This is a genomic window from Clostridium sp. YIM B02569, from assembly GCF_022320765.1.
Classification (GTDB): Bacteria; Bacillota; Clostridia; order Clostridiales; family Clostridiaceae; genus Clostridium; species Clostridium beijerinckii.
The window spans coordinates 20,867-38,705 of sequence record NZ_JAKJJX010000042.1; the positions used below are offsets into that span (position 1 = coordinate 20,867).

General features: G+C 29.7%; 16 protein-coding genes and 1 other annotated feature. Of the genes, 3 read left to right on the forward strand and 13 right to left on the reverse strand.

Annotation, left to right across the window (positions count from 1 at the left end):
* Positions 1–163: 163 nt before the first annotated feature.
* Complete coding sequence (locus L3B96_RS25760) at positions 164–448, reverse strand: putative quinol monooxygenase (protein WP_017211213.1); 285 nt, start codon at positions 446–448, stop codon at positions 164–166.
* A gap of 133 nt (positions 449–581) precedes the next feature.
* Complete coding sequence (locus tag L3B96_RS25765) at positions 582–818, reverse strand: endo-1,4-beta-xylanase (RefSeq protein ID WP_238901300.1); 237 nt, start codon at positions 816–818, stop codon at positions 582–584.
* 174 nt (positions 819–992) lie between these two features.
* On the opposite strand from L3B96_RS25765, the gene L3B96_RS25770 reads away from it, so the two are divergent.
* A complete protein-coding gene (locus L3B96_RS25770) occupies positions 993–1,232 on the forward strand; it encodes a hypothetical protein (RefSeq protein ID WP_238948949.1) in 240 nt (79 codons plus the stop codon).
* Positions 1,219–1,530, forward strand: coding sequence for a hypothetical protein (locus L3B96_RS25775; protein WP_238948950.1), 312 nt, complete (start codon positions 1,219–1,221; stop codon positions 1,528–1,530). Before L3B96_RS25770 ends, L3B96_RS25775 begins: the two co-directional genes overlap by 14 nt.
* 351 nt (positions 1,531–1,881) lie before the next feature.
* On the opposite strand, the gene L3B96_RS25780 is transcribed toward L3B96_RS25775, so the two are convergent.
* The 11 genes from L3B96_RS25780 to cls all read right to left on the reverse strand — a co-directional run bounded on the left by L3B96_RS25780 (position 1,882) and on the right by cls (position 14,613).
* Entirely contained in the window at positions 1,882–2,715 is an 834-nt protein-coding gene (locus L3B96_RS25780) for a prephenate dehydrogenase (RefSeq protein ID WP_041900095.1), read from the reverse strand.
* Positions 2,716–2,733: 18 nt separating this feature from the next.
* Positions 2,734–3,747, reverse strand: a complete 1,014-nt coding sequence (gene aroF / locus L3B96_RS25785; RefSeq protein ID WP_017211216.1) for a 3-deoxy-7-phosphoheptulonate synthase — start codon at positions 3,745–3,747, stop codon at positions 2,734–2,736.
* 114 nt (positions 3,748–3,861) lie between these two features.
* On the reverse strand, positions 3,862–4,386 hold the full coding sequence (locus L3B96_RS25790; RefSeq protein WP_238901305.1) for a shikimate kinase: 525 nt from the start codon (positions 4,384–4,386) through the stop codon (positions 3,862–3,864).
* Between the two features lie 20 nt (positions 4,387–4,406).
* Positions 4,407–5,216, reverse strand: a complete 810-nt coding sequence (aroE, locus tag L3B96_RS25795) for a shikimate dehydrogenase (RefSeq protein ID WP_238948951.1) — start codon at positions 5,214–5,216, stop codon at positions 4,407–4,409.
* Between the two features lie 15 nt (positions 5,217–5,231).
* Complete coding sequence (pheA, locus tag L3B96_RS25800) at positions 5,232–6,368, reverse strand: prephenate dehydratase (RefSeq protein ID WP_238901307.1); 1,137 nt, start codon at positions 6,366–6,368, stop codon at positions 5,232–5,234.
* Between the two features lie 149 nt (positions 6,369–6,517).
* Entirely contained in the window at positions 6,518–7,591 is a 1,074-nt protein-coding gene (gene aroC / locus L3B96_RS25805; protein WP_078114415.1) for a chorismate synthase, read from the reverse strand.
* Entirely contained in the window at positions 7,569–8,876 is a 1,308-nt protein-coding gene (gene aroA / locus L3B96_RS25810) for a 3-phosphoshikimate 1-carboxyvinyltransferase (protein ID WP_238948952.1), read from the reverse strand. Before aroA ends, aroC begins: the two co-directional genes overlap by 23 nt.
* 86 nt (positions 8,877–8,962) lie before the next feature.
* Positions 8,963–10,015 (reverse strand): 3-dehydroquinate synthase, encoded by a 1,053-nt coding sequence (aroB, locus tag L3B96_RS25815; protein WP_238948953.1) that lies wholly within the window; start codon positions 10,013–10,015, stop codon positions 8,963–8,965.
* A gap of 127 nt (positions 10,016–10,142) precedes the next feature.
* Positions 10,143–11,156 (reverse strand): 3-deoxy-7-phosphoheptulonate synthase, encoded by a 1,014-nt coding sequence (gene aroF / locus L3B96_RS25820; RefSeq protein ID WP_238901310.1) that lies wholly within the window; start codon positions 11,154–11,156, stop codon positions 10,143–10,145.
* A gap of 592 nt (positions 11,157–11,748) precedes the next feature.
* Complete coding sequence (locus tag L3B96_RS25825; RefSeq protein WP_238901311.1) at positions 11,749–12,915, reverse strand: MFS transporter; 1,167 nt, start codon at positions 12,913–12,915, stop codon at positions 11,749–11,751.
* A 264-nt stretch (positions 12,916–13,179) separates the two neighbouring features.
* A complete protein-coding gene (gene cls / locus L3B96_RS25830) occupies positions 13,180–14,613 on the reverse strand; it encodes a cardiolipin synthase (RefSeq protein WP_023973933.1) in 1,434 nt (477 codons plus the stop codon).
* Between the two features lie 268 nt (positions 14,614–14,881).
* Positions 14,882–15,100, forward strand: a binding site (T-box leader).
* Between the two features lie 164 nt (positions 15,101–15,264).
* Here cls and leuS point away from each other — a divergent pair.
* Positions 15,265–17,715 (forward strand): leucine--tRNA ligase, encoded by a 2,451-nt coding sequence (leuS, locus tag L3B96_RS25835; RefSeq protein ID WP_238948954.1) that lies wholly within the window; start codon positions 15,265–15,267, stop codon positions 17,713–17,715.
* Positions 17,716–17,839: the final 124 nt, after the last annotated feature.

Here is a 17,839-nt window from a genome sequence, read left to right on the forward strand (position 1 = left end):
ATTTATCTATTTTTATAAATAAAAAAACATGCATATAAAGGATCTATATAATTCCTATATCTATGCATGGTTTATTAATAAAATTTTGTGTATTAACTTATATCATATATTGCTTTTTATAATAAAGACGAATTGGAATTCCGTGGGCGTCCATACTATAATATTATACTTCTCTATATAAATTTACTTCTCCCTTACTTGCTCGAAGCTCACCTAATAAAGGGACTATTCTTTTAAAATGCTCACTGTTATTATGTAAATTAATTGCTTCTTGATCTTGCCAATCTTCTACAAAGCTAACTATACAAGGATTATTTATATCTTGAAACAATGCATATGAAATACATCCTTGTTCTTGTCTGCTCTTTTCAATTAATTCCTTAGTTAACTGAATAAAAGTTTCTATTTTATCATCTTTAATTACACTTTTTGCTACTATTTTAATCACATTTATCACTCTTTCCTATAATTTATTAATAGCTTTTAATATGTTTTCTTTTTTATTAATACTTATTATAATACTAATACACATCAATTGAAATATCCTCATAGTTAAAATCTTTCATTATTAAGATCTATATTTAATTCATAGTATATCCTGCATCAAAATATACTTTTAGAACTGAATTATATGCTTCTTTTGGGGTCGGAGAATTAGAATATAATAATGGTTCATCTTTAGAACACCATGAATGATCATCGCTTAATCCCCACAATACAAGAGCTGTAATATTAGAACCTGATTTTTTAGATGATAAAATAGCAGACATTAAATCATGAGAATCCAAACAGCCAATATACTTTATTATTGATGACACTATTTCTGAAAAAACAAAGCCTCGTCAAAGGCTAAGAATCCAATTGAAAAGTGTTCATTTCATCATTCTCACCTAAAATGTAAGAATGTATATGGTCATCAAATACTAGTTTCTTTACTATCGTGTGACGGATTAGTGTTCCAATATTCAATTGATATCTATGATAAAGAATCTATGAGTAAAATCGAATTAACTAAAAAATTAATTGCAACACTTCCTAAACCTGAAAATAAAGGTTATGTGTTAGCTGATAGTTGGTATAGTTGTAAGGATATTTATAATGCTTCTGAAAAAGCTGGCTATAGTTATATTGGCTCTTTAAAAACTAACAGAATTATTTTTCCGCAAGACAATGAAAAACTTGGAATAAAACTTTATAAGTTTGCTGCATTATTAAATATTGCTTATCTTTGACCTTGTCACCGTCAAAGATAAGCAATACTATATCTATAATTATGTTGGCAACTTAATAGATAGAAAGAATGTGTCTATTGTTTTAAGTTATCCTAAAGATGCTTTTCAAAAAAATGGAGCATTAAAAACCTTTATTCCCTTAGATAAATCATTAGCACCGTTAGATATTTTAACTCAATATGCCGATTGTTGGGCGATTCAACCATTTTTTAGAGATTGCAAAATATACCGCAATGATTCTAATCACTTTAATACTGGATATAAATCTGCTAAGAAAATCCAGAAAATTCCAAGGTAATATATATTTACGAAGCTACAGCAAGCGGTACGCCGATAGAAAAGATTTTTGAGTCATTAAAAATATCCTAAGAATCTGTTTTTTATTCAACTGTAAAATTATTCAAGTAAAAATGCACTATTATAGTAAGTAAATACATTGTTCTCTAAACATGCAAAACTAGTAATAAAAGGAATCCAATTAAAATTTATTCTTTTTATTCCTCAAAATACACCTTTTTCTCCAACAAAAAAATCAGGACTTTTTCAACAAGTCCTGATTTTTTATTCCCATAAACTGAAATATATTGTAAAACTGTAGCTATTTTAGACATCAACCGTTTTAATCAATTTATGCTTAGCATAAATACTATTACAATTTTTCTCTTCTCTTTGTAGACTTTATAAATATCTCTTTTAAAGTTTCTTTGTCATCATCTTTTATTGCATCCTTTATTTTATCCAATTCCACTTCAAAATTTTCGATACTTTTTAATAAATTTTCTTTATTTCCAAGGAAAAGTTCACTCCAAAGGTCTTCATTTATATTCGCAATTCTTGTTAAATCCCGATAACTATCTCCAATGAAACTTCCTGTTTCTCTTCCCTCAACATCACTATTCACTAATGCAACTGCTAATGCATGTGGCAATTGACTTGTAAATCCTATCATTTCATCGTGATATTCTGGCGTTATTCTTCTAACTCTCTTAAATCCTATTTCATAAGCTATATTTTCTATAAGCTTAAGATTGTCTTCTTTATTTCTGTCTATTGGAGTTAAAATATAGTTTGCACCCTTAAATACTTCACTAGTTGCAAAATCTATTCCTTTTTTTTCTCTTCCTGCCATTGGATGTCCAAAAATGAAATCAATATTATTTGGCAATATATTTACTATATGTTCAACGAACATCTTCTTTATTCCAGTTGCATCTGTTATTACTGCCCCGTCCTTAAAATTATCCTTGTTATCAGTAATGAATTTTTTAACCAATCTTGGATATAAAGACATAATTATTAAATCAGCACTTTTAAGAATCTCTTCTCCACTAGTAAATCCTTCTTTAATTAACTCTGATTTTTTTGCCTTAACTAACGTTTCTTCATTTGTATCTATTCCATAAACATCATCATATCCCGCTTCTTTTAAAGCCATAGTAAATGAACCACCAATTACACCAAGACCTACAACTACAATTTTCATATTTAGCCCCCCAGAAATTTAAATTTCTTTTCCTTCCATATTTGCTACAACTTTAACCTTATCCATCAATTTATCAAATTGATCTGGTGTAAGAGATTGTTGCCCATCACTTAATGCATTTTCAGGATCATTATGAACTTCTATCATAAGTCCATCACCACCCGCTATAACTGCTGCCTTTGCCATAGGCTCTACTAAATAAGCATATCCTCCAGCGTGGCTTGGATCAATAATAATAGGTAAATGTGATAATCTTTTAATTACTGGGATCGCTTGTAAATCCAAAGTATTTCTAGTAATTGTTTCAAAAGTTCTAACTCCTCTTTCACAAAGAATTACATTTTCATTACCGCCTGCCATAATGTATTCTGCCGACATTAACCATTCTTCTATAGTAGCTGATAAACCTCTCTTTAATAAAATTGGTTTATTAGTTTTCCCAATTTGCTTTAATAAATCAAAGTTTTGCATATTTCTTGCACCAATTTGAATAACATCAACATCTTCAACAAAAGTATCTATATAATCAGTTGACATAAGTTCTGTAACTATTGGAAGTCCTGTTTCTTGTTTTGCTGTTTTTAATAGTTTTAATCCTTCAAGTTCTAATCCTTGAAAACTATATGGAGAAGTTCTTGGTTTAAAAGCTCCTCCTCTTAAGAAGTTTGCTCCTGCTGCTTTTACTCTTTTAGCTACTTCAACAATTTGTTCTTCACTTTCAACAGAGCACGGCCCTGCCATTACTCCTAAACGACTTCCTCCAATTACTGAACCATTAATATCAATAACTGTATCTTCCGGTTTAAATCTTCTATTTGCTTTCTTGAAAGGTTCTTGAACCTTCATAACTCTATCTACACCTTTAAGTACTTGCATCTTCTTTGGATCTATTATAGAAGTATCTCCTACAACACCTATAATATAGTATGTGTCTCCTTTAGAAAGATTAACTTCTAATCCCTTTCCTTCGATTATTTCTTTAATTTTTCTAATTTCCTCTTCGCTTGCTTTTGGTTTCATTATAATTATCATTGTTTTTTTCCTCCTATACTACTAAAAAACTTTATTTTTTAATCTACTATCCTACTAAACTACTAAGTAATCTAATTTTTATAAATTCTAATTTCCTATTATTTAATATTTCATTTAAATTTCATTATACATTTTATCATTTTTTACTTCTTCTATAAGCTTTTTAATTTCCTCTATTACTGTCTTTTTATTTTTGTCATTTATAACAATTTTGTCAGCATATTCATTATAAAGGGCATATCTTTCTTCATACAATCTAATTACTTTTTCCTTACCATCTTTAAGAAGTGGTCTATAGGAAACATCAACGTCTTCAAGAATTTTATCAACTGGTCTGTCAAGAAAAATTATTGTTCCACCATTTTTTAATATATCAATATTTATTTTTCTTTTTATGACTCCACCACCTGTGGAAATTAATATATCATTATATCCCATTAATTCTTTACAAGTTTCTGTTTCGATGTCTCTGAAATATTCTTCTCCATTTTCAAAAAGCTGCATAGTTGTTTTACCTGTTTTCTCTTGAATATATTCATCCATATCAAAGAATTTTATATTTAATTCCTCTGCTAAAATTTTTCCAAAAGTAGTCTTTCCACTCCCAGGCATTCCAATTATAATTATATTATTTTTCATCTTTTTCTCTCCTCTATTATTTATTTAAATTCTTCATTAATATAAGAACTTATCTCTTCACTTATTTCTTCGCTTATAGAAAAATCCTGCCATATCTCTTCAGACTTAATTGCCTGATAAATTAGCATTGTGAGACCTCCATATACACTTTTATTAAGCTCTCTTCCTAGACTTAAGAATTTAGTTTCCTTTGGATTATATACTATATCAATTAATACATTAAAGTTATCTATTACTTTATGACCAACTGGACTAACATCTACATTAGGATACATTCCTACTGGAGTAGTATTTATAATAACATGTCCTTTTATATGTTCAATTTCCTCATAAGTAACACATTCAATTTTATCATCATATTGCTCATCATTTTTATGAGTCCTAGAAACTAAATATATTTTACTTACGCCTTCATCTAATAAGAAAGTAATAATAGCTTTAGCTCCTCCTCCTGTTCCTAATACCATTACGACTTCATCTTTAAGCTTAATATTATTTTTGCTTATTATTTTTCCAAATCCAAAATAATCTGTATTATAACCATATAATTTTTCATTTTTCAGTAAAATGGTATTAATAGCTTTTATTTTTTCTGCTTCTGGTGATATGAAATCCAAGTATTTCATTATCTCTTCTTTATAAGGAATCGTAACATTTACTCCTTTTATCTTAAGTACTTTTAAAGCTTCTGTAAATTTCCCTATATCCTCTTGACATACCACAAAATCTTTATAAGCGCCCTCGATATTTAACAATGAAAAAACTTTTTTGTGAATAATTGGCGAAATGGTGTGTTTTAATGTTCCTCCTAAAATTCCATAGAACTCCATTTAATCCCTCCTATTTTACTTTATATTTTTCTCATATGCCCCTAAGAGCCTAAAGTATAAACTATTTTGCTTAATTAATGATAAAGCTTTTGTTACCTGATCTGAGTATGGCTCTCCTTCAAAATCAACATATAAGAAATATTTCCATGGACCATTTTTCATAGGTCTTGATTCTATCTTAATCATGTTTATATTATTTTCTGCAAAATGACGTAATAGCTTATATAGAGTTCCTGCTTTGTCATCAAGAGAAAATACTACACTCACTTTATCTGCATTAGGATTTTTCTCATTTTCTTTGCTAATAACTACAAATCTTGTAAAATTCTTTGACTGATTATTAATATTTTCTTTTATTACTTCTAAATCATATATACTTGCTACTCTTTTGCTGGCGATAGCTGCTTTTGAGTTATCATTTAAATCATTTATTAACCTAGCACTTGAAGCTGTGCTTTGGAAAGGTATCAATTTCCAATCACTGTGAGTTTTCAAGAAATCTGTACTCTGGCCAAAACCTTGTGGATGTGAATATATTTCTGTTATGCTTTCTAATGTTGTTCCTTTTATCCCCACTAAATTTTGATTTATCTTTATACATACTTCTCCAATTATATAAAATTCATATTGGTATAAGAGATCATACACATCAGAAATAGCACCTGTTGAAGAGTTTTCTATTGGAACTATGCCATAGTCAATTTCTTCATTTTTAACTGCTTCAAAAACTTTTTCGAATTCTTCATAAGCCTTTGCTTCTTTAGTATCTCCAAAATATTTAATCATAGCTTCTTCTGTGAAAGATCCTCTCACACCATAATAGCCAATTCTATCTTTATTTATAAACTCTTTAAGCTTAACTGATTTACCTTCGATAACAATTTTTGTGCTTTTTTTATGTTCAATAGACTTAGCTATTTCCATTATTTTTGTATAAAACTCTCTGGCTTCATCCTCATATTCCTTATTTTTAAGATACCCCAAATTTTTTTTAATAACTTGACTTTCTCTATTTTTATCAAAAATCGGTAAATTATTCTGTTTTTTATATTCTCCTACCTTTATTACTATATCCATTCTTTCTTCAAAAAGTTTTGTTATCTCTTTATCTATTTCATCAATCTTATTTCTATAATCATCTATAGCCGCCATTTCATTTCTCCTTACTTAGGAACAATTAAAAAATATTTAATTTCTTTAATGCACCTTAACTCATTCAAATTAACACTTTGCTTTCTTAATACACTATTTGCGATAAAAAAACTATATATTCATTAACTTAGAATTATAAATTTTTATTACTAAAGCACTAAATCAAGTATTCCAATTGCGGTTACAGCTTCTATTACTGGAACAGCTCTTTGCACGATACAAGGATCATGACGTCCTTCAATAACAAGCTCTGATTCCTTTTTTTCTGCAATATCTATCGTTCTTTGAATTTTTGATATTGATGGTGTTGGCTTTATTCCAACCTTAAACAGTATTGGCATTCCATTAGTTATTCCGCCTGTGATTCCACCATTATTATTAGTGTAAGTTTTTACTCTATCACCGTCATAATAGTATTCATCATTACAATCAGATCCTCTTAATTTGCTCATTTCAAAGCCTTTTCCAAATTCTATTCCCTTAACTGCTGGGACAGAAAACATTAAGTGAGCTAACGTTGATTCAACTGAATCAAAAAACGGATTACCGATTCCCGGATTTATTCCAAGAACAGTACATTCAATAGTTCCACCTACAGAATCTTGTTCTTTCTTCGCTTTCAAAATTGTATCTCTCATTTCTTCTTCTTTTTCTTGGATTAATAAAGGCAATTCCTTTGTTTTTAATTCCCCTAAAAGTTCTCTGCTTAATTCTACATCATAAAAACTCTTATCGTGAATATCTCCAATACTCTTAACATGGGCTCCTATATTAATTCCTTTACTTTCTAATACCTGCTTACATACAGCCCCAGCAAATACTAATGGTGCAGTAATTCTTCCCGAGAAAGATCCACCGCCCCTGTAGTCGTTAAATCCATTATACCTAATGAAACCTGGATAGTCCGCATGACCTGGTCTCATCAAATCTTTAAGTTTTCCATAATCCTTAGAACGCATATCTGAATTTCTAATTACTGCACAAAGGGGAGTACCTGTAGTTTTTCCTTCAAAGAACCCACTCAAAATTTCTGGTGCATCTGCTTCTTTTCTAGCTGTAGATAAATTACTTTTTCCTGGCGCACGTCTTGCCATTTCTTTCATAACCTCTTCAAGATTAATCTCAACGCCTGAAGGAAGCCCATCAATTGTAATTCCAATCCCAACTCCGTGAGATTCGCCAAATATAGAAACCTTTAATTTATTCCCCCACATTCCACTCATCGAACACACCTCCTAAATTCTTAAAATCATCCCAGAATTGCGGGTATGACTTTGAAACACATTCATAATCTTTAAGTATAATAGGTTCTTTACACATAGTTGATGCTATAGCCATAGTCATTGCTATTCTATGATCTTTATGACTCCAAACTTCCACGTTTCCTTTAAGCTCCTTTACCCCTTCAATTATCAATCCTTCTTCTTTTTCAATAATTTTAGCACCTAATTTATTAAGCTCTGAAGTTACTGCTGCTAATCTATCACATTCCTTAATTCTAAGTCTTCCTGCATTTATAATTTCTGTTGTCCCTTCGCTTAATGCTGCAACTAATGAAACTACAGGGATTATATCTGGACATTGAGAACCATCAATTACAGTTGCTTTTAGACCGTCATTTATATTTCCAATCAAACCATTATTTTTACCATTTAATTTCAATCCCATTCTCTCCAATATATCAATTACTTCCTTATCACCTTGAAGAGAATCCAATTTTAAATCATTAAGAACAACATCATTTGAAAGTGCATCAGCACAGAAGAAGAATGCTGCTTGTGAGTAGTCACCTTCAACTCTGTAATCAATACTCTTATAAATTTGATTTCCCTTTATAATAAATTCTTCATAATTGTTGTTTGTAATTTCTACACCAAAGTCTTTAATAGCTCTTAAAGTTAAATCAATATATCCTTTTGATTCCATCTCTGTTGTAATTATAATCTTAGAGTCTCCATCTAAAAGGGGAAGCGTAAATAATAATCCTGTTATAAACTGTGAGCTAATATTCCCTTCCATCTTAAACTCTCCAGCTTTTAATTTTCCTTCAGTCTTTAAATCAAGAATACCTTCTTTATAAGAATACTTAATTCCTTGCTTATCAAAAATTTTGTAATAAGTATCTAGTGGTCTCTTTCCTAAATTTCCTCTTCCAACAAATCTGTTAACGCCCTCAAATAATGCTGCTATAGGTACTAAAAATCTAAGGGTTGATCCTGATTCATTACAATCTATAGTTCTGTCTCTTTTAACTGAATTAGCTTCAATATTTTCCTGACTGTTGATTCCATAAACCTCAAGATAATCTTCTTTTTTGGTTATTTTAGCCCCTAATGCTGACATTGCTTCAATTGTAGCAATAATATCATCAGAATAATCTATATTTGTAACCTTACTAACACCATCTCCAAGAGCTGCGCAAATTACTGCTCTATGTGCCATACTTTTAGATGGCGGTATCTTAACTTCCCCACTTAGTTTTCCAGGATAAATTTTTAAGTTCCCCATGATTTTACCTCGCTTTTTTATTCATTGCTTAAGATATACTCGAAAATAACATATCTGCTTGCTAGCCTATTTTTTCATATACATCATTAACTAAAAAATTCTACATTTGTTTTTTCTAAATATGATTCTCCAATATTTCTTAATAATACTACTTTTAATACATCATCAATATTTTTCTTATCTAATGCTATTGTATCTAAAACTTCCGAGCTATCATCTATTTCAACTTCATAAGGAAGATTGTATTGCACTAGTATCTCTCTTATCTCTTCACTAACGCCTTGATCAGTTAATCCTTTATTTTCTGCAATCTTACTTATTTCATACATTCCTATAGCTACTGCTTCCCCATGTGTAAACTTCTTAAAGTTATAATATGTCTCTATGGCATGACCTAGTGTATGTCCAAAATTTAGCAGCATTCTTTCTCCGGTATCTTTTTCATCATTTTCCACAACGCATTTTTTTATAAAGCAACATTTGTGGATAATTTTTTCTATATTGTTCATAACCTCTTCTTTATTTTTTAAGCTTTTCAAGAAGTAAAAGAATTCCTTATCTTTTATGCATCCGTATTTAATAACCTCTGCCATTCCGTCTCTAAAAAATCTTTCACTTAAAGTTTCAAGTACATTTGGATCTATTAAAACTAATTTAGGGTGATAAAAACTTCCTACTAAATTTTTACCTCTTTCTAAGTCTACAGCAACCTTTCCACCTACGCTGCTATCAACTTGAGCAAGCAATGAAGTTGGTATTTGAACGAAATCAACACCTCTTAAGAAAGTTGATGCAGCAAATCCTCCAAGATCTCCAATTACTCCTCCACCTAAAGTTATAATTAAGTCACTTCTTGTAATTTTAAAGTCTAATAGTTCATTATATATCAAAGGAAGGGTACTAAACGCTTTAGTTTCCTCACCTGGTTCTAGTTCCATTAGCTTAACATCATATCCTAAGTTAATTAAACATGATTTTATCCTATCTCCATAATGAGAACCTACATTTTTATCAGTTAGTATAAATATCTTTTTACCTTTAAAAACTTTTTGGATTTCCAGATTTACTTCATCAATTAATCCTTTTTTAATTATGATTGGATAACTTCTTTCACCAAGTTCAACAACTAAATCTTCCATTTATAAACACTCCTCTTTTACTTAAACAGTTAGAATCATGACTAAGATTACGTTATAACTATTTTCTATTTTTTAGATACTTGTAATGAGTAATTGTTAATGCCGACTGTTCCTTAATTTAATAAATTTATATTTCTCTTCCAACAGCCGCTGCAATAACTTTTAACTCTTCCATAAGTTTTGCAAACTTACTTGGCTTTATTGATTGTGGACCATCACATAATGCATTTTCTGGATCATTATGAACTTCAATAATAAGTCCATCTGCTCCAACTGCAACCGCTGCTTTTGCTAGAGGTTCAACCATCCAGTACTTTCCTGCAGAATGACTTGGATCAATTACTATAGGTAAGTGACTTAATTTTTTAACAGCAGGTACTGCACTTAAGTCTAAAGTATTTCTTGTGTAGTTTTCAAATGTTCTTATTCCTCTTTCGCACAGAATTACATTTTCATTACCACCAGCCATAATATATTCAGCGGACATTAACCATTCCTCTATAGTTGCTGATAAACCTCTTTTTAATAATATCGGCTTGTTAGTTTTTCCAAGTTCCTTTAGCAAATCAAAGTTTTGCATATTTCTAGCACCAACTTGAATTACATCTACATTTTCAACAAACGTTTCTATATCATATGGAGACATAAGCTCTGTAACTATTGGCAATCCTGTATTTGATCTTGCTTTCTTTAGCAGCTCTAATCCTTCATATTTCATTCCCTGGAACGCATATGGTGAAGTTCTTGGCTTAAATGCTCCGCCTCTTAAGAAATTTGCCCCAATTGCTTTAACTTCTTTTGCTATTTCATTGATTTGTTCTTCGCTTTCAACAGAACATGGACCTGCAATCATTGCTATTTTCTTTCCACCAATTTTAGCTCCATTAATATCTACTATTGTATCTTCTGGATGAAACATTCTATTTGCTTTTTTGAAAGGTTCTTGAACTTTCATAACTCTTTCAACTATTCCATTAGCTGCAACAATCGAAGGATCTATTGCACTTGTATCCCCAACTAATCCTAAGATGCTAACATCTGATCCAACAACTAGACTTACTGAAACTCCCTTTGCTTCTAGTTGTTTTGTCAATCTTTCTATTTCTTCCTGCTTTGCTTTTTGCTTTAATATTACTACCATTGTTATTGCCCCCTTGCATGTATTTGATTATTTGCGAAAAAAAAATGGAACTCATGTATAATGAGTTCCATAAAATATCAATACTGATATATATTACAAACTTATATAAAATATAAAAAACTCATTAAAAAGGTACTTTTCAGTTTTTTGCAAAATAAATAGCCAGCGCTAAAATAAAAGCCCCAGAATGTAAAATAAAAAAAGCTATAAAATTTTTGCATAACTGATTTTACAATATCCTTTTCCATGATTTTCTCCATTTCTAAATTTAATAATTATTTTCACGAACATTAATTACAGTATTTACATTTAAAATTAATCTTTTTATCATTATAACAAACTATAGTTAATTGTCAATATAAATTAACACTTTTCAAATAAATGTTGTATTTCGTAATTAAATAATTAAATATATTGTACTTTTATTAATATTAACTGAATAATTAATATATATTTTTTTCACCTTATTATTTTAGTTTTACAGCATTTATTCTAAAAATCTAGTTATAAAACTCCTATATAGATATATTAGTTGGTTAAATCCTTATAAAAAAACACCTAAATACTAGATGCTTTTTTAGTTAAACGCTAATTATAATTGCTTAATGGATTGTTTGCCCTTAGGAAGAATCTTAATAGAAACTAGCAAAGAAATTACCATAATTGAGAAACCAACCAGATACATTGCAGTATATCCAAAATTTCTTTGGATTGTACTAAACATATGTGGATATACAAAGTTAGCTCCTGCTGATCCCAGCACGCTAACAAATGAATATGTACCAGCAACTAGTTCGTCATCAACTACTTCTCTTATATATTTAAATAAAAATGTTAAATAACAACCATACATTATACCATGTAATTGATCCCCTAAAACAACTAAAGGTATTGAACCTGTTGAAAATAGAAGTATTCTAGTAGTTCCTATAAGAAATGCTATTATTAAATATTTCTTAGGCTTTTTATCCTTTAGATACTTTCCTACAAGCATGAATGATATAAATTCAACACATACTCTTGAAAATATTGATTTACTATATATAGAGTTAGCTAGATCCGCATTCCCCGTTATTTCAATTAAATATGTTGAATATGCAAATTCTATTGCGGTATACGTTCCTATGATTAAGATATTAATTATTCCGAGAATTACTGAATTTTTATTTTTAAATACAGCAATTAATTTTCCCCTATTTGGATTTCCATCTGCTTCAATATTCTTAAACTTCATAGCTATTAATAATATAACTATACATGACATTATGATTCCTATTATATGCATAGTTTTAAATCCATATTTTAAAATTATAGTTCCACTTAATAAAACTACGCACCCAAATCCTATGGATCCCCATTTTCTTATTTCTGAATACTCTACATTTTTTCTAACTGCTATTTCCTCAACATATACTTCATATACATTTCCAATTGTTTGTACTATAATTCCATAAAGGGCTGCATAAAAATATATGATGGTCTTGTTAACAGACATTAAAAATACTATCATTCCAATAAGTGCGCATAAATGTATGATAATAAATCTTTTTTTGTTTTTTCTCATCGAAAATTTACTTACTAAAAATTGCTGGGAAAGAATTGCAAATAATGCTCCTATAGATACTACAGTTCCAACTTGACTTAATGATAATCCAACTACTTGATTCAAATATGGCACATAAAAAGTAGTCACTATACTCGTTACTCCATAATTTATATAAGTAGTCAGGGAATAATAAAACTTTTCTTTGCTTTTCATATAATGCTCCAATCCTAATGAATTAAATATTTCTCCTATTCACCTCTATTATTAAATTTATATATTAAATTATACTCAGTTAAGAAAAAGTTTCCATAACATTAGCAATTTTGTAAAAATAATTATTTAGGTTTCATGAAAAATATTTTTAAAACTCGTTTATTCAATACATATTAGATAAAATACTTAGACATATAAAACCACCCTTTTATTTCTCTAAGTAAAAGAGTGGTTTTATCATAATTTTAAATTTCCTATCCTATACTATAATATAGGAGATACCAATCTAATTAAGGACTCTTTAATTTTGAGAGACAAACTCCTACCATCGTATATTTCTCTAGTTATCTCTTCTGAGCACTCCATGTCCTTTATAAACTGCTTTTCTCCATCCTTTGCAATTCTATCGTCATAAATAAATGCATTAACTTCAAAGTTGAGCTTAAAACTTCTAATGTCTAAATTAGCTGTTCCTATGCTCATTACTAACCCATCAGCTACTATGGTTTTTGCATGAATAAATCCATTTTGATAACTATATATTTTAACACCAGCTTCTAATAATTCTCCCACATAAGAACTTGCTGCCCACTGCATAAAGAAATGATCTGGTTTTCCCGGTATTATAATCCGTACATCTACTCCTGATAATGCAGAGATTTTTAATGATTCCAATATTGGCGAATCAAGGACTAAATATGGAGTTTCCAAATACAAATTATTCTTAGCATTATTAATTAATTTTAAATAAGCATTTCTTATATATTCTTCCTTGTGATCCGGGCCACTAGTTACAATCTGTATTCCAACATCCCCTAAGTCTTTCTTAAATTCTTTTGCATATTTATTATAATCAATTATTTTTTCACCAGATGCATGGCACCAATCCAGTAAAAATCTTTCATTTAATGCATTAACTGCTTCTCCTTCTATTCTTACATGGGTATCTCTCCAAAAACCAACTTCGGGATCCTCACTTATATACTCTTTTCCAACATTAAAACCTCCAACATAGCCGTACTGACCATCAATAACAACTATTTTTCTGTGATTTCTATAATTTATACGAGTGTTTATATGTGGTAAAATTCCTGGAAAAAACAGTGAAAACTTCCCACCTGCATTCAAGTATTCCCTAAGAACTTTTTTTCTTAGCTTGCGTGATCCCATACTATCTAATAACAATCTAACCTCTAATCCACTTTTAACTTTCTTAGTTAGTTCATCAAGTATCTGTTTCCCAATAGTATCTCCTCTAAATATATAATATTCAACATGAATAAACTTTTTAGCATTTTTTATGTCTTCAATTAACTGACTAAATTTTTCTTTTCCATTTACATATACATCAATTTTATTATTAGTAGTATATTTTACGCCAGAATTATTAAAATTTAGCCTCCTTAAATCAGCAAATTTTTCTCCGCCATCATGGCCGTGTCTATTGGATTTATATGTATCGTTTAAGTTCTTTCTCTTCTTTTCATCAAACTTTATTTTTTCTTTAAAAATCTTTTGCCTACTTAGATTTTGACCAAACATGATGTAAATCACAAATCCAAGGCCAGGTAAAATCATTAATATTAAGATCCATGCCCATGTTGTTGTAGGATCTTTTCTTTCTATAAACACTAATGATAAAGAAAAAAGTATATTTAAAACTAAAGTTATAACTGTTAAGCCTAAAAGTATGTTCATTGATTCACATCCCTATATTAAACTCTTTCCTATTCTAATATTGTATCATAATAACTTATTCTAAAAAAAATATTATTTGCTTTTTTTGAGATAATATTACTTATAGTAAAAATTAATTTCATTTTTGATTAGGAAAACTACTACTAATATTATTCCAAATATTGCATAAACAATAAGTGGTAATAATTTTTTACTATTAAACACATATATATAAGTCAACTTCTTGACTTTTTTTGATTTCTTAATATATAATATTATTAAAATTTTATATTGTGCGATGAATAGGAGTATTAGTAATAATTATATCTTAAAGAGAGCTGTTGTTTGGTGTAAAATAGTGTTATATTATTATGAACTTGCCTAGGAGCTTACTTGTTAAAAGCAAGTACGGTAGACCCGTTAAAATAATAAGTGAGAAGGATAAATTTGTTTTTTTATCTCTTCTAATTAAGAGTGGTACCACGGAAATTATGCTTTCGTCTCTTTGTTTTAGAGATGAGAGCTTTTTTTAATTTATCCATTATCAGTGCATAGATCTAATATTTTAATTAAAATTTTGTTTTAATAACATATTTTTCAATTATTATAAGCATTTTTCTTTTATATGCATTATATTGTGCATTTTACATTAAAATTATAGGAGGCTATATCATGGCAAATTACGGAACAAAAATTGATGAAAAGTGGCAAAAATTTTGGGAGGAGAATGAGGTTTATAAATTTAATCCTGAAAATTCAGGTAAAAAACTCTATACATTAGAAATGTTTTCTTATCCATCAGGCGCTCAATTACATGCTGGTCACTGGTTTAACTATGGTCCAACAGATTCATGGGCAAGACTTAAGAGAATGCAAGGATATAATGTATTTCAACCAATGGGATTTGATGCCTTTGGATTACCTGCTGAAAATTATGCTATAAAAACTGGGATTCATCCTCAAGATTCTACTTTAAAGAATATTGAGACAATGGAAAAACAATTGAAATCTATGGGTGCTATGTTTAACTGGGAAAACGAAGTTGTTACTTGTCTTCCTGATTATTATAAATGGACTCAATGGCTATTTTTGAAACTTTACGAGAAAGGTCTAGCTTACAGAAAAAAAGCACCTGTAAATTGGTGTCCATCTTGTAATACAGTATTAGCTAATGAACAAGTTGTTGATGGTGTTTGTGAAAGATGCAGTACTGAAGTTAAGAAGAAAGATCTTACACAATGGTTCTTTAAAATAACTGATTACGGCGATGAATTACTTGATAAATTAGATGGATTAGATTGGCCTGAAAAAACTAAATCTATGCAAAAGCACTGGATTGGAAGATCTTACGGTGCAGAGGTTACTTTCAAAGTCAAGGATTCAGATTTAAAATTCGATGTATTTACTACAAGAGTTGATACTTTAAACGGTGTTACTTATGTAGTTTTAGCTCCTGAAAACAACCTAGTTGATGAGCTAACTCTTCCAGAGTATAAGGCTGCTGTTGAAGAATATAAAGAAGCTGCTGCGAAGCAATCTGAAATCGAAAGACAATCAGTTTCAAAAGAAAAGACAGGAGTATTCACAGGATCTTATGCTATAAATCCTATTAATGGAAAAGTAGTCCCTATTTGGATTTCTGATTATGTATTGGCTACTTATGGTACAGGATGTGTTATGGCAGTTCCTGCTCATGATGAAAGAGATTTTGCTTTTGCAACAAAATTCAATTTACCAATCGAAAGAGTTATAACAGATAAAGAAAATACTAATCCAGACCTTCCATATTGCGAATATGGAGTACTTGTTAATTCAGGAAAATTCGATGGATTAACAACTGATGAAGCTAAAAAGAAAATCGTTGAAGAATTAGAAAAAGATGAATTAGGAGCAATGAAGAAAAACTTCAGATTAAGAGACTGGCTAGTTTCAAGACAAAGATATTGGGGTGCTCCAATTCCTGTTATATACTGTGATGATTGTGGAATAGTTCCAGTACCTGAAAAGGATCTTCCAGTGAAACTTCCTTACAATGTTGAATTTACACCAGATGGTAAATCACCATTAGGTAAATGTGAGGATTTTGTAAATGCAACTTGTCCTCATTGTGGGAAGCCTGCAAAGAGAGAAGCTGATACTTTAGACACTTTTGTATGTTCATCTTTTTACTATTTAAGATATGTAGACAATAAAAACGATGATGCACCTTTTGATTCTGAAAAAGTCAACAAAATGCTTCCTGTAGACAAATATGTTGGTGGACCAGAACATGCTTGCATGCATTTATTATATGCTAGATTCATAACAAAAGCTTTAAGAGATATGGGATATTTAAACTTTGACGAACCATTCTTAAGCTTAACTCACCAAGGATTGATCTTAGGACCAGATGGACTTAAAATGAGTAAATCAAAAGGAAATACTATTTCTCCTGATGATTATATTAAAGAATATGGCGCTGACGTATTTAGAATGTACTTAATGTTTGGATTTGGTTATACTGAAGGTGGAGCTTGGAGCGACGACGGAATAAAATCTGTTGGAAAATTCGTGGATAGAATTGAAAGAATCCTTGAAAATTGCAGAAATATAATAAATTCAAATGAGAGCACTAAGGATTCTATTGATTCAGCTGAAAAAGAATTAAACTTCTGGAAACATAATACTATTAAAGGTGTTACTGAAGACGGAGATAAAATGCAATTTAACACTGCGATAGCAAGACTTATGGAGCTTACAAATGCTCTTAATAAGTACACTCAAGAAAATATTAAAAACGCAAACTTCTTAAAAGAAACTATAGTTGATTTCATAAAACTACTTGCACCATTTGCTCCTCACTTTGCTGAAGAGCAATGGAGCTTACTTGGAAATAATTCAACAATCTTTAATGAAAAATGGCCAGAATTTAATCCTGCTGCTTTAGTTAAAGACGAAGTCGAAATTGCAATCCAAATAAATGGTAAAATAAAAGCTAAAATCATGGTAGCTTCTAATTTAGATGAAGAAGGTATAAAAGCTGCTTCATTAGAAAATGAGACTATTAAAGAAAATACTGAAGGTAAAACTATAGTTAAAGTGATTGTAATTAAAGGAAGACTTGTTAATATAGTTGTAAAATAAAAAAGTGGCCACTTGGCCACTTTTTTATTAGTTATAGATATTCAACTTTAAAGGAGAGTGTAAAATAGTCTGTGTAAACTTCATTAGAATGATATAATAAATTATCAAATGAAGGGAGCACAGG

Excerpts from the sequence above, each read along its gene's own strand:
- L3B96_RS25825 (WP_238901311.1), bottom strand. The coding sequence starts at position 12,915 with ATGAAAAGCAAAGAAAAGTTTTATTATTCCCTGACTACTTATATAAAT.
- aroA (WP_238948952.1), bottom strand. The coding sequence starts at position 8,876 with ATGGGGAACTTAAAAATTTATCCTGGAAAACTAAGTGGGGAAGTTAAG.
- L3B96_RS25770 (WP_238948949.1), top strand. The coding sequence starts at position 993 with ATGAGTAAAATCGAATTAACTAAAAAATTAATTGCAACACTTCCTAAA.
- L3B96_RS25780 (WP_041900095.1), bottom strand. The coding sequence starts at position 2,715 with ATGAAAATTGTAGTTGTAGGTCTTGGTGTAATTGGTGGTTCATTTACT.
- aroE (WP_238948951.1), bottom strand. The coding sequence starts at position 5,216 with ATGGAGTTCTATGGAATTTTAGGAGGAACATTAAAACACACCATTTCG.
- L3B96_RS25790 (WP_238901305.1), bottom strand. The coding sequence starts at position 4,386 with ATGAAAAATAATATAATTATAATTGGAATGCCTGGGAGTGGAAAGACT.
- aroF (WP_017211216.1), bottom strand. The coding sequence starts at position 3,747 with ATGATAATTATAATGAAACCAAAAGCAAGCGAAGAGGAAATTAGAAAA.
- pheA (WP_238901307.1), bottom strand. The coding sequence starts at position 6,368 with ATGGCGGCTATAGATGATTATAGAAATAAGATTGATGAAATAGATAAA.
- aroC (WP_078114415.1), bottom strand. The coding sequence starts at position 7,591 with ATGAGTGGAATGTGGGGGAATAAATTAAAGGTTTCTATATTTGGCGAA.
- leuS (WP_238948954.1), top strand. The coding sequence starts at position 15,265 with ATGGCAAATTACGGAACAAAAATTGATGAAAAGTGGCAAAAATTTTGG.
- cls (WP_023973933.1), bottom strand. The coding sequence starts at position 14,613 with ATGAACATACTTTTAGGCTTAACAGTTATAACTTTAGTTTTAAATATA.
- aroB (WP_238948953.1), bottom strand. The coding sequence starts at position 10,015 with ATGGAAGATTTAGTTGTTGAACTTGGTGAAAGAAGTTATCCAATCATA.
- aroF (WP_238901310.1), bottom strand. The coding sequence starts at position 11,156 with ATGGTAGTAATATTAAAGCAAAAAGCAAAGCAGGAAGAAATAGAAAGA.